This window comes from Akkermansiaceae bacterium, assembly GCA_017798145.1.
Taxonomy (GTDB): domain Bacteria; phylum Verrucomicrobiota; class Verrucomicrobiia; order Verrucomicrobiales; family Akkermansiaceae; genus Luteolibacter.
Window position 1 is genome coordinate 3,669,463 of the sequence record CP059069.1, and the last position, 15,636, is coordinate 3,685,098.

Genomic DNA, 15,636 nt, shown 5'->3' on the forward strand with positions numbered 1-15,636 from the left:
TTCCGTGAAAGGGAACGAGGAAACGCGGCCTGTTCCTACCAGTTGATGTTTTGCCCGCGGGTGTCGATGTGGGTGAAGCTGGAGTAGCTCCCCACGCCGCCCTTGAAAAGTCCGCGGTCGCGCAGGCTGCGGGTGGCGGCGGTGACATTGCGGGCGGAGGTGTGGAACTGCACGTCCACGGCCACGTTTGCCTGGTGCCATGAGTGGGACTTCGCGCCGGAGCAGCGGGCGTTGTATTGCGGGCTGCGGTATGCGGAAACGATTTCCTTCACCCCGACGTTCATTTCCGAGGACACGCGGTCGATGACTTTGAGGGTGTATCCCATACGGGTCCACCACTGGCGGGGCGGAAGGCTGTTCCAGACGCCGCCGCGCTCCTTGGCGTGGGCCGCGATTACGTCCTGGGCGCTGATGTTGCGCATTTTCAGGGAATTCAGGTAGGCGGCGTATGCGTCCAGATTGCGACCCTGAAGCCGGACCCATTCCTCGGGGAATCCGCCGATGTTTTTGGTGGGAGCTGAGTTGCGAGCCATACGCGCATCACTCGGGATCGTCCTAACCTTCACAACGGGGACATCGTCCTTCTTTTCCCAGAACCATGCGCTTGCCTGAGTGGAGGAGGAACAGAATGCGGCGCCTGCAAGACCCAGCGTTCCGATGAGCTTGCGGCGGCTGGTGAAAGAGTCCGATGGGTTTCCGGGTGTCAGGTCGGTCGGGGCTTTCGGGTAGGTCATAGTGTGGAATTTGATGTCTGAGTGAGCGGGAAACGTGCCAAATCGAGCGTCCGGATGGTGCACGCATACCGTAATTCCCGCTACCCAAGCAGCCCAAGCCGATCGGACAAGCAAAAAAAGCCGCCTGGGGGCTAACAATTCCTGGGATTCAGGGTGAGATCCGTTGGTGTTCCCTGAAAACAAATGCCGATATGAGTCCGAGCAGCGAGAGCACGATGATCCCCCAATCCCCGATCAGCACGTAGAGGGAGAAGGATGGTTGGAGCGGAACGTTCAGCTCGGTGAGCAGGCTGCCACGCAGGAAGGTGCTGCCGCTTTCATCGAGGATGACCTGCGGCTTTCCCGTCTCCGGATGCGCGGTGGAGCCGATGGTGTCGATTGCGGCGCTGACGCCGGTGTTTGCGCAGCGCAGCATGGGGCGGCGAAGCTCGATGGCGCGGAAGCGGGCGTTGGCGAAGTGCTGGGCGGCGGCCTGCGATTCCTTGAACCAGCCGTCATTGGTGAGGTTCACGATGACCTGCGGCCCGGGGCGGACGAATTTCCGAGTGAGCCGCGGCACCGTATCCTCGAAGCAGACGGCCGGGATGATCCCGATTTTAGTCTCATCGAGCAAAACGGGCAATGGGTCGAGCGCGGGGCCGGCGGAGAAGGAGCCGTTGTATTGCGCGCCGGATTGCTGCTCGTAGATTTTTTTCAGGAGCGGGACGGATTCCACAAACGGGATGGTCTCGCCGAAGATGACGAGATGGTGCTTGCGAAAGGTCTGCAAATCGCCTTCGGCTGGTTCCACGGCGATGGAGTTGTAGATGCGCGGCTGATCTTTTTCGTAAAGCCCGTCCTCGCGCAGCTCGCCCTCGACCTCGACCACGCCGTAAATGAGGTCGAAGCGCCCGGCATCACGGACTCGGCGTATCGTATCGAGGTTCTCACGCCATGCACCCCACTCTCCGTCATCGGTGCGGATGATGCGGCCGTTGAGCGCGGTCTCCGGCCATAGCACCCAGTCGGGGCTGCCCAGCTCGATGCCTCCCTCCTCGCCCTTGCGTATGGCTTCCCGGAGTTTCGTTTCATCCCTTTCGGAGATGCTTTGGAGGGCGGAAATCGTTTCGTCCTCGTAGGCCATGTGGATCTTTTCGGCAGGCCAGAGCTGCTGGCTGGCGGTTTGCGGGATGTTGATCTGAACGAGCAGGGATTTGAGATGTATGGATTCCTTGCCTGCCTCGCCGGCGATGCGGAGGATGCCGTAGGCGAGCAGGAAACCCACGCCGAGTGCGGTTGCGGCGAAATCCCAGCGAGGTTTGCGGATGCCGTCGAGGCTTGCCCGATGCATGCGCCGGCCGACCTGGGCGAGGACGCATTGGAAAAACACGAGAATGAGCGAGAGGCCGGTGACTCCTAACAGATCCGCGGCCTGGGAGATGACGAGGGTATCGTGAAAGGCGACGCCGAGCCCGTTCCATCCGAATCCGGTGAACAGCCAGCCGCGCAGCCATTCGAGGCCGGCCCAGACGGTGGCGTGGGTGAATGCGTTGAAGAGGGAGCGGAACGGGTTTTCCAAGACGCCGTCCTTCCTGTGCCATGGGTTTCCGAGCGTGGCGGCGAAGGCTCCGAACGCGCCCCAGTAAAGGGCGAGGTATGCCGAGAGGACGATGGGCCCGAGCCATGAGACGGTGGAGAGCCAGGAAAGCTGGACGCCGAAGCTGACAAGCCCGGCGAGATAGCCGATGAGGAAACCTTTTTTTGCCCGGTGTGTCCCACCCAGCGACCAGAGGGCGATGAGAAGCGGGATCAGGCAGATCCAAGCAAGACCCGCGAAGGAGTAGGGCGGGAAGAGCGAGGCCACCATCAGGCCGGTGGCTGCGATGGCGAGGGACCTGAGGATGAAAGAGCGATCGGGCATGGCTCGGAGTCTGGGCATGGCCTTTGAAATTGCCATGCGATAATGGCGCAAGGATTCAAATGGAAGCCGTTATCCCATGCGCTTTCCGAAGGCATCCGAGCAACACCCGGCAATCCGCCAGTGCCCGGTGCGCCCCGCCGCCGCTCACGCGAAGATGTTCCGCAAGTATCGTCAGGCCGAAGCCTTTCCTGCCCGGCAACAGCCGCTTGAAAACCGGGATGGAGCATTCGAGCGGAAAGCGAAAATCTTTCCCCGACCGCAAGGCGTTGGCATCCAGGAACCTCCGGTCGAAACTCGCGTTGTGCGCGTATGAGGGCATCCTGCCCATGAAGTCCCAGGTCTCATCCAGCACCGCGGCGAGCGGCTGCCCCTCCGCCCGCAACAACGCATCGGTTATCCCCGTGATCCCGGTGATGTGCCATGGCACCTTCCCGGAAATTCGCACCAAGCGGCTCATCTCCCCGGTGATTGCGAAACGTTCATCCACCCGGATCACCGCGATTTCCGTGATCTCACAGGAATCCGTCGATAGCCCCGTGGTCTCGATGTCGAGTAAGCAGAAGGAACGTTTCCCGAACGGTGAATCAGGCGCTTCTTTGATAATCCTCGGTTTATTTTTCATCTCGGCAATCTCCCGTTGAGAACTGTTGCCCGCCTCCACCGGCCACTCCCCCATATTACGCGGCAGGCTTTTCAGATGTTTGGAATGATTGAGGCGGGGCATGGGGTGTTATCTCGCCATGATTGCGGATGAAGGCGGAGCCGTGATGCCAAGGATATGTAATTCCATGTCCGGATCATTGGGTAAATGAGGGTTGCGAAGCCGGTCGGGGAAGCTGATTCCGGTTAGAGTTTGGCGGGGTTTTCGCAGAGAGCGAGTAAGAGGGCGAGCACGCGCCAGCCCTTGTCAAAATCGGATTTCCAAGGCCGGATGGGGCGGAGGATGAGCCAGTCGTTCTTTTCTCCGATGGCGGTGAGCTCCGCCTTAGGGTTCACGAGGGTGGCGGTTTCGCAGATCGAGAGCATGGGGAGGTCTGCGGTGCTGTCGGTGTAGCCGCACGAGTTCGCGAGTTTCCCGTCCTTGAAATACGATGGGGGTAGTAGTTCGCGGAGGCGGGCGACCTTGTTCGCACCCTTGTGGTTGGTGAGATCGGGGAAGAGGCGGGTGTTTTCCAGGACGGTTCCGAGGGAGATGTCGAAGCCGAGGAGTTTCCCGACTTCGGTGGCGTAGCATTCCGGGCTGGCGGAACTGAGGATGGTGAGGTGGCCGGCCTGTTTGTGGTGGGCGAGTCTTTCCTTCAGCTCGTGGTAGATGCTTGGCTGGAGTTTTTCGGCGAAGCTGCGGGACAGTTCCGCGAGGCGCTCGGGCGGCATCTTCCAGAGGAAGGAGTGGAAGACGCGCTTCATGTTCTCGGTGCCGAGAAGTTTTGCGAAGGGCAGGAAGGCTAGGAATAGCGGGACGGAATAATAGCGTGCGGGTTCCTCTTTCAGGACGTGGTGGCGGAACAGGAGCTGGCAATCCCATGCCAGCAGAGTGCCGTCCATATCGAAAAGGGCGATGCCGGGCGGTGGGGTTTCCGGCGGGGTCATAGCAAACGTTGGGAGGTTTGGCATGGCGGATGGATCCGCCGCCAGGGTCACACGTAGTGCAGTGCCTTCGCGCGCTCGTTGATTGCGGCTTCGTTGTCCAGCAGTTCCTGGATGGGATCCCAGCGGCCGGAGACGAGGGCGTCGCGTGCGGACTCCGGCATCTTCACGGGGAACTCGAGGTCGCAGCAGGTGCTGACGGTCATTCTCTCGAGGTCGATGGTGATTTCCGTGTCCGGCTTGGCCTCGATGGCGGTGCGTAGTTTGGCGATGTCGGCGGCGGCGGCCATCACGCATGGCATGGCGAGGGTGGTGGAGTTTCCGTAGAAGATTTCCGCAAAGGATTCGGCGATGACCGCGTTGAAGCCGTATTTTTTCAGCGACTGCGGGGCGTGTTCGCGGGAGGAGCCGCAGCCGAAGTTCACCCCGGCGATGAGGATGGAGGCATCCCTGAAGCGCTCGTCGTTGAGGGGGTGGTTCGTCTTCTCGCCTGTTTCGGAATCGAAGCGCACGTCATAGAACGCGAATTCGCCGAGACCGTCGAAGGTGACGCATTTCATGAAGCGCGCGGGGATGATGCGGTCGGTGTCGATGTCCGCGCCGGGGATGAAAACTCCGGTGCCGGAGACTTGCTTGACTGGTTCGAGGGCCATGGTGGGGTAAATGCTGAAATTCTGAAAACTGAAATGCTGAAATTAGGCGACGGCGGAGGTTTCCGAGAGGTCGAAGAGTTCGCGGGCGTCGGTGATGTGGCCCTTGATCGCGGCGGCGGCGACCATGACGGGGGACATGAGGACGGTGCGTCCGGTCGGGGAGCCTTGGCGGCCTTTGAAATTCCGGTTCGAGGACGATGCGCAGAGCTGGTCGCCGATGAGCTTGTCGGGGTTCATCGCGAGGCACATGGAGCAACCGGCGGCGCGCCATTCGAAGCCCGCGGCGCGGAAAATTTCCGGGATGCCTTCCTGCTCGCACTGGATCGCGACGATCTGGGAGCCGGGGACGGCGATGGCGTGCACGCCCGACGCGACCTTGTGGCCCTTGATGTATTTGGCGACCTCGCGGAAATCGGAGATGCGGCCGTTGGTGCAGGAACCGATGAAAGCGACGTCGATTTTCACGCCCTGGATCGGGGTGCCGCCGGGGAGTTTCATGTAGGCGAGGGCTTCCTCGATGCTGGCCTTTTCCTCGGGGGTCTTGGCCTTGAGCGGGTCGGGGATGCTCTCGGTGATGCCGATTCCTGCGTCAGGGGAAATGCCCCAGGTGACGGTCGGCTCGATGTCGCCGGCGTCGATTTTCACGATGTCGTCGAAATGCGCGTCGGCATCCGAGGCGAAGGACAGCCAGCGGGCGGCGGTTTCCTCGAAATTGTCGTTGTCCACGTATGGACGGCCTTGGAGGTAGGCGATGGTCTTCGCATCCGGGTTCACGTAGCCGCAGCGGGCGCCGCCCTCGATGGACATGTTGCAGACGGTCATGCGCTCCTCCATGGACATGCGGTCGAAGACATCGCCGGCGTATTCGTAGGCGTAGCCGATGCCGCCGTTCGCACCGAGCAGGCGGATGATGTGGAGGATCACGTCCTTCGCATAGACGCCGGGGCGGAGGTCGCCGTTGACCTCGATACGGCGGACTTTCATCTCGCCGAGCGCGATGGTCTGAGTTGCCAGCACGTCGCGCACCTGGCTGGTGCCGATCCCGAACGCGATCGCCCCGAAAGCCCCGTGGGTGGCGGTGTGGGAGTCGCCGCAGGCGATCGTCGTGCCCGGCTGGGTGATGCCCTGCTCGGGGCCGACCACGTGGACGATGCCCTGCTTGCCGGATTTCAGGTCGAAATAGGTCACTCCGAAGTCATCGCAGTTTTTGCGGATCGCATCGATCATCTCAGCGGCGAGCGGATCGGCGGGCTGGTCCTGGTTGATCGTCGGGACGATGTGGTCGATGGTCGCGAAGGTGCGCTGCGGGAATTTCACCGTCAGGCCCAGGTCGCGGAGCATCCCGAAGGCCTGCGGCGAGGTGACCTCGTGGATGAGGTGGGTGCCGATGAAGAGCTGTGTGCGGCCATCCCCGAGGGTGCCGACGCGGTGTGAATCCCAGACTTTTTGAAAGAGGCTTTTTCCCATTGCATTGATCCGCCGTGGTTTGCGGCGGGGCGGGAATGTGGATAGGCGGCGGGGAAACTTCAACCCCCAAAACGTAGGGGCGATCTTCGGTCGCCCATTCGTTTCCTTGGGGTATGTGAGGGCGACCGAAGATCGCCCCCACATCCCGGCAGGAGAAATTCCCTTTCTTAGCCAGCCGCCGCCCGTTACACCATCCGCGTGCCCGCAAAAAAGAAGACAGCCTCCGCAAACGCCAGTTTCCACGTGATCGTGGGGAGCGACGACGGGCTGGTGCGGGAGGAGGCTCTGTCGCTTTACAATGAGCTGACGGGCGGGAATGACGACGGTTTCACCCACGAGACCATCGACGGGAATGCGGACAATTCCGAGAACGCCTACCAGCTTTGCTCCACCGCGATCCAGTCGCTGATGACCATGCCGATGTTCGGCGGGGACAAGGTGGTTTGGCTGCGGAACGTGAATTTCCTCGGCGACGACGTCACCGGCCGGGCGCAGCGGACCGAGGCGGGGGTGGAGGCTTTGCGGGGGGTCTTGGAAAAGGGGCTGCCGGATGGGATCAGGTTCATCCTTTCCGCCGACAAGGTGGACAAGAGGAGGGCGTTCTGGAAATTCCTGGAGAAAAACGCATCGGTCCGCAGCTACGACAAGATCGATATCAGCCGGGATGGGTGGCAGGATGAGGTCGGCAGATTGGTCGAGGGCCGTGCCAGGGAGCTGGGTTTGGAGTTCGAACACGATGCGCTGGAGCTCTTCATCATGCTCGCCGGGGAGCAGACAAAGCAGATCGCCAACGAGCTGGAGAAGATAGACCTCTATCTTGGGAAGGAACGCCGCAAGGTCACGGAGGAGGATGTGCGTGTGCTTGTGCCACTGAGCCGGGCGGCGGTAATTTTCGAGACGGGAAAAGCGATCCAGATGGGCAATGTGGCTCGTGCGATCCAGCTCATCGACGAGCAGCTAGAGGCGGAGGAGTCGGCGGTGGGGATCATGCGGGCGTCGATCATCAATGTCGTCCGCAACCTGTACATGGCGAAGCTGGTTCTGGAGAAATTCAAGCCCAATGCCGGGAGCTATTCATCCTTCGCGGGCGCGCTCAACAAGCTTCCGGCCGCCGAGCGTGGCTGGCTGCCGCAGAAAAAGGACGGCTCCGGGGTGAATGTTTTCCCGATCTTCCTTGCGGTGCCGAATGCGAAAAACTTCGATCTCGCAGGCCTGCAGCATGTCATGGAGCAGACGCAGAAAGCGGATCAGGCGCTGGTGACGACCGGGCTGGATCACCGGCTGGTGCTGCACCGGTTGATCGCGGAGATCGCGGCGGCGAGGAAGGGGAGGTAGTCTGGCATGGCGGATGCGAGCCGCCGCCACGTTGCCGCTAGGAAAGTTTCCGCATCGAGCGGTCGTGCGGTGCCCGCAGCAGGATCACCGCGAAGAGCGCGCCGATGAGGGCGCAGAACATGTCGCTCTGGGTGTCCCAGTTGTCGCCTTGGGTGCCGAGGAATGATTCGGCGGCTTCTTCCGAGACAAGGGCAGCGACCCATTCGAGGAGTTCGTAGATGGCGCTGACGGCCATGCAGAAGCAGACGGTGCAGAAGGCCATCCAGCCGCGTTTTGCGATCACCTTGTTGCGGATGAAGACTTCGCGGCAGACGATGGCGGGGACGAGGCCCTGCATGATGTGGCCGAGGCGGTCGTAGTGGTTGCGGGAAAATCCGAAGGAGTCCTTCGCCCAATCGCCGATGGGGACAAGCGCATAGGTGTAGTGTCCGCCAACGGTGAGAACCACCATGTGCAGGCCAACGAGGACGAGGGCGAAATTGGAAAGCCTCCAGCCCATCGCCTGGGCGATGAAGATGACGATGAATCCGACGAAGACCGGGGCGACCTCAAGCCACCAGGTGAGCGTGTCGAAGGGTTGCCATCCCGACCAGGCGAGCACGGGGAGCATCGCCGCCAGCAGGATGGCATTGGGATGTGATTTCACGAAACCATCCTGAGCATCATCGTGGGCTTAGGTCAAGGAGGCGGATGCAGAGGGGCGCATTGCTCCTGATCAGGGGATGGAGCGGTAGATCTCCTCCAGGGCCATCACCGTGTAGGATGTGACGAGTACGGGGTTCGACTCCATCCAGCGGCCGTTGTCGTTGACCCACGAGCCGTCCTCGCGCTGGGTGGCAAGGAGTTTACCGCCGAGATCCTTGCGCCAGTCGCCCTGCGAGCCGTCGGCGAGGGGTAGCTTGTCGATGCCAGCGGCATTGAGAGCCTTCGCCATCGCCTGGTAGTAGTAGAAAAGGCCTTGGGCGCCCATCTGCGGGTTTTCCTCCACGGTGTAGTTTTTTCCGAGCCACTCTTTGACGGCGACGACGCGGGGATCGTCCGGGGAGAGCTTCGCGTAGATGAGGGACATCATGCCGGCGTAGGAGATGGAGCCGTAGGAGCGGAGGGCGACCTTGCCATCCGCGGTGACATCGGTGCCGGCCTTCGAGTCTCCGGGGGTGTAGATGAAGCCGCCCTTGTTCTTTGGATCGTCGGAAGCCCATTCCTGGTCGTTGGTGGCGGTGAGGTTCTGGCTGCGGGAAAGGAAGGTGAGGGCGGCATCCCAGTTGAGCTTCGGCTCGTCGGCGTAATTGCCGTCCTCGATGATCTTGTCGGAAAGGGCGAGGGCTTCGAGGGCGAGGTAGGTGTTGGACATGTCGGTGTGGTCGTCCTTGGAGCCGTAGCCGATGCCGCCGTCGTTCTTGTTGTCGAGCTTGCCTTTCTCGCCGATGTCCCACTGGTTGGCGATGAGGTGGCGGCGAGCCTTGACGATGTTCGGCTCGAATTTGTCCATGCCTGCGGAGGCGAGGGCGGTGAGGGAAGTGGCGGTGTTGTAGACCATGAGGCCCCGGTTGTAGATGCCGCCGTCCTCTTTCTGTTGGGCGGCGAGCCAATCGAAGCCCTTTTCAAGGTTTTCGGGGAGCTTGCCGCCGGAGAGATCGAGGTTGGGATCGCGCACCTGGGCGGTGAGGGCGAGAGCGGTGAAGGCGGGCAGGCCGCCATCGTCCCAAAAGCCGTTTTCCTTCTGCTGTGATGCAAGCCATGCGTTGCCGCGCGCGATGGATTGGCGGATCTCCTCCTTGATCGAGGTGTATTCACCTTGGGCATGGGTAGGGAGGGCTGTGGAAGCCATGAGTCCGAGGGCTAGGAGTGCTTTCGTTTTCATCGGGATTTGAGCTGAGTGTTGGATACGTTGGATACTGATAAGATCTTTTGATAATCCCCTAAGCGAAGGCGAGGGCGGATCTTGTCTGCCCGAGGGAATTATCTGTCCGATACTCGGATGGCTGCACGATCCCCGCAAGTTGGTTCTTTGGACGAAATTTATCCACAGGGGGGGAATGCGGGTGAAATCTGGCCGGAAGCCGCCGATCCGCATGTGGAAACCTGGCTCAGTCCAGGAAACCCCGTGCCTTGAGGTTATTCAGGCGGTGTGCGGTTTCCACCAGGCCGTCAATGATGACCTGCGTGTAGGAGCGGCCGTCTGTGGTGTCCACGCCGTGGCCGGGGACGGCGTTTCGGAGCGCCTCGAGGGCGGGATCGTCATGGCGGAAGGCTTCCACGAAAACGGTTTCCAGTTTCCCGGTGCGGGCTGCGGCGGAGAGGGTTGCGCCGATCCAGCCATCGTCGGTGCTGAGGCAGCCGCGGGTGGTTTTCGCGGAGGCATGGAAAATGCCCATGTGGCCGGCCTCGGCGAGCTCCGCGATGAGGCGTTGGTTTTCGGCAATGGACAGGCCGGAATCTCCCATGTGTGCGGAGTCGATGAGGAGCTTGAAGTAGTCGCGGCCGAGTTCCTTGTTGATCGCCTTGATGAAGCCCCATGCCTTCTCGATGTTGGTGAAGGTCTTGAATTCCACGGGGCGGAGGAACTCGATGTGCCATGAGGAGATCTCGGAATCGAGCAGTCCGGCCTCTTTCACGGCGCGGATATGCAGTTTCACGTTCTGGGCGATGGCGGTTTCCAGATCCATGTCTTCCGGGCCGTTCATCCATTCCTCGATGGAGGTTGAGCCAACGGTGACCGCGCCGAATTTGACCGCCGCCCTGAGGGATGGGATGAGTTGGCCGATGACCGCGTCCTCATTGGCGGGATCCATGGGGTTTGCGCCGCCGACCATCATGATGAGGTGGACATCCAGATGGAGAGCCTTGAGTCCGGCGATCATTTCCGCGATGTCGGCTTCCCCGGTGCCGGGGAATAGGGATACCTGGATGCAGGTGGGGCGTACGGGTGACAGCGAGCAGATGCGGCTCATTTCCGCGACGACGGCGATGCGTCCGTCGGATTCGCGGGGAAGGGAGCCGTTCTCATCCGGCACGAGGCCGTCGATGAAACCGAGGTGTGTCGGCACGATGCCGAGGGCGATGTTGGGTTTGAGGGTAAGCGTTCCGGGCATGGTTTGAGTTTGTTTCGGAAAACGGGCGAGTCAAGGACATGGGTAACGTGCCCGTGGAAGCCGGATCGGTTCCAAGGCACCAAAGCCCTCTGGGCAGGGTATCAATACCCGCCCGAAGCCTCGCTGAAGGTGTAGGGTGCCTGGTAGTTCCCGGTTTTCTCCTTCATGAGCTGGCGGAGGAGGTCGTTGAGGACGGAGGAGGCCCCGAAGCGGTAGCGGGTGTTGTTGAGCCAGTTGTCGCCGAGGGTTTCCTTGACTGCGATGAGGAAGGTGAGCGCCTGTTTCGCGGTGCGGATGCCTCCGGCCGGTTTCATGGCGATCTCGGTTCCGGTTTCCAGGTAGAAGTCCCGGATCGCCTCGAGCATGACCTGGTTGTTGCCGAGGGTGGCGTTGTCGGAGGTTTTTCCGGTTGAGGTTTTGATGAAATCCCCGGGTCGGAGGACTTCCATGGCCAGGAAGGAGGCGGCGCGGATGTTGTCGTAGGTCTGCAGCTCGCTGGTCTCCAGGATGACTTTCAGGGTGGCCTCGCCGCAGGCATCGCGGACGGCGGCGATCTCGTCCTGCACCTGCCGGATCTCCCCGGCGAGGAATGCGCCGCGTGAGATCACCATGTCGATCTCGTCGGCACCGTCCCGGACGGCGGCCTTGACCTCGGCGAGGCGGGTGGCGAGCGGTGCCTGGCCGGATGGGAAGGCTGTGGCGACGGAGGCGATTTTCACCGGGGTGCCTTTCACGATCTTAGCGGCATGTTTCACCATTGCCGGATACACGCAGACGGCGGCGGTGGTCGGGACATCGAGATCCTCGTGAGGGCGCAGGGCCTTGTGGCAGAGGGATCGGACTTTCCCGGGGGTGTCGTTGCCCTCAAGGGTGGTGAGATCGACCATGGAGACGGCGAGATTCAGGCCGAAGACCTTGGCGGATTTCTTGATGCTACGTGTGCCGTATTTGGCGACTCGCTCCTCGATGCCGACGCGATCCACCTTTCCGACGCGATCGATCAGGGCGTGCAGCCCACCTGCTTTCGGGGAAACCATGCCGGAAGCATCCTTGGAAAAAGTGCGGGTGCCAAGATTCAAGTTCACATCCCCGTGCATCCTGCCAGGATTCCGCCCTAGCCATGGCAGCCGTACGAGCGATGAGATGGATTGCCGCCCTGGCGCTTGTGGCGGCCTTGGTCGGCTCGGCGTCGGCGCTATTCCTGTGGGGGCTTGATGCTGCGACCCGGCAGCGTTTCGCAACGCCGTGGCTCGTTTACCTGCTGCCGCTGGCGGGGATCGCGATGGGGTCTTGCTATCGCCGCTACGGGATACGTGTCAGTTCGGGCAACCACGCCATCCTCGGAAACATCCACAAGGAAAAGGAAACGATTCCCCTTTCGCTCGCGCCAAGCATCATGGTGGCGACGGTGGCGACGCACCTTTTCGGCGGCTCCGCCGGGCGGGAGGGAACGGCCGTGCAGATGGGTGCGGCGATCTCTGCGGGCGTAGGGAGATTTGTCGCGAAAACCCGCGATGCGGAGCACCTGATGCTATTATGCGGGATCTCGGCGGGCTTCGGCGCGGTGTTCGGCACGCCGTTTGCCGGGGCTGTTTTTGCGCTGGAATTCACCGGCCGCAACATCCTTTGCCGGAAGCTGATCCCGTGCCTGCTCACCGCCCTTGCGGCGGATTTTGCCTGCCATGCGTGGAGTGTCGGCCACACGCCTTACCCAGCGATCGCGCTCGGGGAGATCACCGGGGCGATGCTTCCGCTGCTTTGGAAGGTCGCGCTCGCGGCGGCAGTGTTCGCCCTTGCCAGCCGCTTTTTCGTGGCTGCATCCCATTTCATCGCCGGGAAATTCCGCGAGTGGTTCCCCCACGAGGCCGTGCGCGGAGGCGTGGGCGGGGCGATCGTGGTGGGGCTGTTGCTGCTTTCCGGCACAGGCGATTACCTCGGGCTCGGAGTGCTTGCGGAAACTGCGGATTCAATGACACTGCCCCGGTTTTTTTCCTGCGAACTCCACGCGCCTGCCACGGCATGGATTTGGAAACTGGTGTTCACCGTGGTGACCCTGTCTGCGGGTTTCAAGGGCGGGGAGGTCACGCCCCTGTTCTTCATCGGTGCGGCGCTGGGAAACTGGCTCGCCTGGTTCCTCAACGCCCCCGTCGATCTTTTTGCGGGGATCGGCATGATCGCACTTTTCGCTTCCGCCACGAAAACCCCCTACGCCTCCATCATCATGGGCGTGGAACTGCTCGGCTGGCAGATGGGGCTGCCACTCATCGCCGCCACGTTGATCGCCACGAAACTCAGCGGATCGAGATCCGTGTATCCCAAGGTGGATGAGTTGTAGGCTCGATGGCCGGTTTACATTTCCTGAAAATGGGTGAATCTGGGCGGGCATGTTGGAAACACCGAGACAACTTGTGGCACGGTTCGAGCGCGGCGAGATCGACCGAATGGAATTCCAGGCGCTGATGTCCATCCACCAGCGCGAGCTGCTCCGCGAGATCGACGAGGATCATCAAAATCCCCTCGCAGCATGGCTGGAATCCAGGCTCGCGAAGGCATCGGTGAAAAAACTCCTGATAAACCACACCGCTTTCCAGATCCGCGAGGTGCTCGTCGCACTGTCGGAGGCCGAAAATTTCCCGCTGGCAAAATACATCTGGAACGCCGCCCACCCGGATATCCCGCTGCACTGCTTTTTCAGAATCCGCAGGGATCCGGTTTTCCAAATCCTCTCAATCAGCAGCGAGGGCGACACGGTGGAAGTCCATCTTGAAATCCATCGCACCCGCAACCGCGAGCGAATCACCCTCACGCGGGATGAGCGGTGGCGGCTCTTGGCGCCGTCTTTCCCCAAAGCCGCGGCCCGAGGGTGATGCAGGCGACGAGCAGCCCAACCGCAAGCCCGCACCAGACGCCGACGGCACCGAAATCGAATTTCATGGAAAGCAGCACCGCCACCGGCAGGCCGATGATCCAGTAGGCCACAAATCCCATGAGCGCAGGCACGTGCGCATCGTGCAAGCCCCTGAGCATTGAGACCGATCCGACCTGAAGGCTGTCGAAAAGTTGGAACACGCCGACCACGATCAGGATTTTCGCGGAGAGAGCGATCACCGGTGCCTCGTCGATGAAAAGCGAGGATACCCATGTCCCGAGAATCAGGAAAAACGCCGCGCCGATCGCCGCCCAGCATGCGCCGAGCCACCAACCGGAAACCACGATCTTGCGCAGCCTGTGATGCTGGCCGGCGCCGTTTGCGGAGCCGATGCGGACGCTCAGCGCCATGGAAAGCCCGAGCGGGACCATGAATGCCGTCGCCGCGCACATCAGCGCGACCTGATGCGCGGCCATCGCCGTCTCGCCGAAGCGCCCCATCATCAGGCCTGCGGCGGAGAATGCGGAAACCTCGCAAATCATCTGGATGCTCGCGGGGAAACCGATGCCGAGGAATTTCCGGATCTCGGCAAGCACAGGCGGCTTGAACCAGTGGAACGGCGTCCATTCCCTCATGCCTTTTCCCCGGTAGAGCCATACGAACATCCCGATCAGGATCGCGGTCCGCGAGATGAACGTGGCCCATGCCGCGCCCTCCAGCCCCATCGCCGGGCAACCGAGTTTTCCGAAGATCATCACCCAGTTCAGGAACACATTCAGGACCACGCCCCACAGGAAAATCCAGAAGGGCGGCCACGGCCTGTCGAGGGCGTCTGCATGGTTTTTCAATGCCATCGACATCAGGCCGGGGATCATGGAGAGCATGATAATGCGGAAATACCCGCCCGTTTTTTCCACCACGTCTTCCGGCTGGCCGAAGCCTCCGAGGTTCAGCGAAACGGCGGACATCAGCAGGAAAAGGAGAATGCCAAGTGCGGTCGCGACATACATCCCGTGGCGGCAGCTTGCCCGCCCGGCCGCATGATCGCCCGCGCCGCTTGCACCTGCAGTGAAAACCGAGACAGATGTGAGCACACCGATCCCGAACACGAAGGGAACGTAGAAAAGCGAGTTCGCGAAGGTCAGCACCGCCATTTCCGTGACGCCGAGGCGGCCTATCATCATGGTGTCCGCCACGCCCAGCAGCATCTGGCTCACCTGCCCGATCACCAGCGGGAAAGCCAGCTTCAGGGTCAGGCGGGATTCGTTGAGGAGAGACATGCCGCCATGCCCTTAGCCCCGGCTCGGTGCGTTGTCACCCGTTATGACGGAGTTGGGTCCGGATCGCCGGGGCGTCTCCGGTTCCGGAAATTTCTCCAAACCGCCCGCAGGCTGCCGAAGGTTCTCCGGATGATCACGATCGCGATGGCCAGCACGATCACAAAAACGAAGAGCGCTGCCACAGGAGCCAGCGCCGTCAGCGTCAGCCCGCCGAGCACCAGCCCATCCTCCGCGACACTCGCGACACTGTTGGAAACCGGCTCCGGCGACATGTTGACGAGCAGCCGTGTCCCCGCCTTCGCACCGTGCATGGTCAGCGAGGCTACGCCGGAAAGCAGTCCGCCGATGGCGAGCAGGGCCGGATTCATCTCCCCGAGAGCCGCCATGCCGAGCAGGATGCCACCCACAGGCCGCAGCACCGTGTGCACCGCATCCCAGGCGCTGTCCAGCCACGGCACCTTGTCCGCCAAAAACTCGATCACCATCAGCACGCCCGCCACGCCAAGCACCCATTCGTTGCCCAGCACCGCCAGGCCTTCGTGCGCGGCGGAAAGCTCGATCCAGTTGAAACGGATCGCCAGCCCGGCGACGAAGGCAGTCAGGTAAAGGTTGATCCCCGCCAGCGATGCCAGGCCGAGAGCGGTGCCGAGGTGTCCAAAAATTTCCATTCCCCGCCAATATGCAGCTACCCCGGCGGGACGCGAGCCGAAACCGTA

Annotated in this window: 15 protein-coding genes; 3 read left to right on the forward strand and 12 right to left on the reverse strand. The window is 61.8% G+C overall.

Annotated elements, in window-relative coordinates; genetic code table 11:
* Positions 1-35: 35 nt before the first annotated feature.
* The 6 genes from HZ994_15735 to leuC all read right to left on the reverse strand — a co-directional run bounded on the left by HZ994_15735 (position 36) and on the right by leuC (position 6,341).
* Positions 36-734 carry a DUF882 domain-containing protein gene (locus HZ994_15735; protein QTN33700.1) on the reverse strand — a complete coding sequence of 233 codons (699 nt, stop codon included), beginning with the start codon at positions 732-734 and terminating at the stop codon, positions 36-38.
* A 148-nt stretch (positions 735-882) separates the two neighbouring features.
* A complete protein-coding gene (lnt, locus tag HZ994_15740) occupies positions 883-2,634 on the reverse strand; it encodes an apolipoprotein N-acyltransferase (protein QTN33701.1) in 1,752 nt (583 codons plus the stop codon).
* 55 nt (positions 2,635-2,689) lie between these two features.
* Positions 2,690-3,256: a 3'-5' exonuclease gene (locus tag HZ994_15745; protein ID QTN33702.1), complete on the reverse strand. Its 567-nt coding sequence runs from the start codon at positions 3,254-3,256 to the stop codon at positions 2,690-2,692.
* Between the two features lie 224 nt (positions 3,257-3,480).
* Positions 3,481-4,248, reverse strand: coding sequence for a haloacid dehalogenase-like hydrolase (locus HZ994_15750; protein QTN33703.1), 768 nt, complete (start codon positions 4,246-4,248; stop codon positions 3,481-3,483).
* A gap of 23 nt (positions 4,249-4,271) precedes the next feature.
* Positions 4,272-4,874, reverse strand: coding sequence for a 3-isopropylmalate dehydratase small subunit (gene leuD / locus HZ994_15755; GenBank protein ID QTN33704.1), 603 nt, complete (start codon positions 4,872-4,874; stop codon positions 4,272-4,274).
* Between the two features lie 42 nt (positions 4,875-4,916).
* Entirely contained in the window at positions 4,917-6,341 is a 1,425-nt protein-coding gene (gene leuC, locus HZ994_15760; GenBank protein QTN33705.1) for a 3-isopropylmalate dehydratase large subunit, read from the reverse strand.
* Positions 6,342-6,539: 198 nt separating this feature from the next.
* Between leuC and holA the strand changes: the two genes are divergently transcribed.
* Positions 6,540-7,676, forward strand: a complete 1,137-nt coding sequence (gene holA, locus HZ994_15765; GenBank protein QTN33706.1) for a DNA polymerase III subunit delta — start codon at positions 6,540-6,542, stop codon at positions 7,674-7,676.
* 37 nt (positions 7,677-7,713) lie between these two features.
* Here holA and HZ994_15770 read toward each other — a convergent pair whose 3' ends face one another.
* The 4 genes from HZ994_15770 to deoC form a co-directional block, all read right to left on the reverse strand.
* Positions 7,714-8,286 (reverse strand): DUF2238 domain-containing protein, encoded by a 573-nt coding sequence (locus HZ994_15770; GenBank protein QTN34423.1) that lies wholly within the window; start codon positions 8,284-8,286, stop codon positions 7,714-7,716.
* 105 nt (positions 8,287-8,391) lie between these two features.
* A complete protein-coding gene (locus HZ994_15775) occupies positions 8,392-9,540 on the reverse strand; it encodes a terpene cyclase/mutase family protein (GenBank protein QTN33707.1) in 1,149 nt (382 codons plus the stop codon).
* Between the two features lie 226 nt (positions 9,541-9,766).
* Positions 9,767-10,771 carry a hypothetical protein gene (locus HZ994_15780; protein ID QTN33708.1) on the reverse strand — a complete coding sequence of 335 codons (1,005 nt, stop codon included), beginning with the start codon at positions 10,769-10,771 and terminating at the stop codon, positions 9,767-9,769.
* Between the two features lie 101 nt (positions 10,772-10,872).
* Positions 10,873-11,808, reverse strand: coding sequence for a deoxyribose-phosphate aldolase (deoC, locus tag HZ994_15785; protein ID QTN33709.1), 936 nt, complete (start codon positions 11,806-11,808; stop codon positions 10,873-10,875).
* Between the two features lie 83 nt (positions 11,809-11,891).
* Here deoC and HZ994_15790 point away from each other — a divergent pair, with 83 nt between their 5' ends.
* Both HZ994_15790 and HZ994_15795 read left to right on the forward strand, forming a co-directional pair.
* A complete protein-coding gene (locus HZ994_15790) occupies positions 11,892-13,106 on the forward strand; it encodes a chloride channel protein (protein ID QTN33710.1) in 1,215 nt (404 codons plus the stop codon).
* Positions 13,107-13,155: 49 nt separating this feature from the next.
* Positions 13,156-13,638 carry a hypothetical protein gene (locus tag HZ994_15795; GenBank protein ID QTN33711.1) on the forward strand — a complete coding sequence of 161 codons (483 nt, stop codon included), beginning with the start codon at positions 13,156-13,158 and terminating at the stop codon, positions 13,636-13,638.
* Here HZ994_15795 and HZ994_15800 read toward each other — a convergent pair.
* Together HZ994_15800 and HZ994_15805 are read right to left on the reverse strand one after the other, a co-directional pair.
* Positions 13,574-14,920, reverse strand: coding sequence for an MATE family efflux transporter (locus HZ994_15800; GenBank protein QTN33712.1), 1,347 nt, complete (start codon positions 14,918-14,920; stop codon positions 13,574-13,576). The two genes, HZ994_15795 and HZ994_15800, sit on opposite strands and share 65 nt — an antisense overlap.
* Before the next feature lie 41 nt (positions 14,921-14,961).
* The gene (locus HZ994_15805; GenBank protein QTN33713.1) at positions 14,962-15,588 is read right to left on the reverse strand and encodes a DUF4126 domain-containing protein; all 627 of its coding nucleotides are present in this window, start codon (positions 15,586-15,588) and stop codon (positions 14,962-14,964) included.
* Positions 15,589-15,636 lie beyond the last annotated feature (48 nt).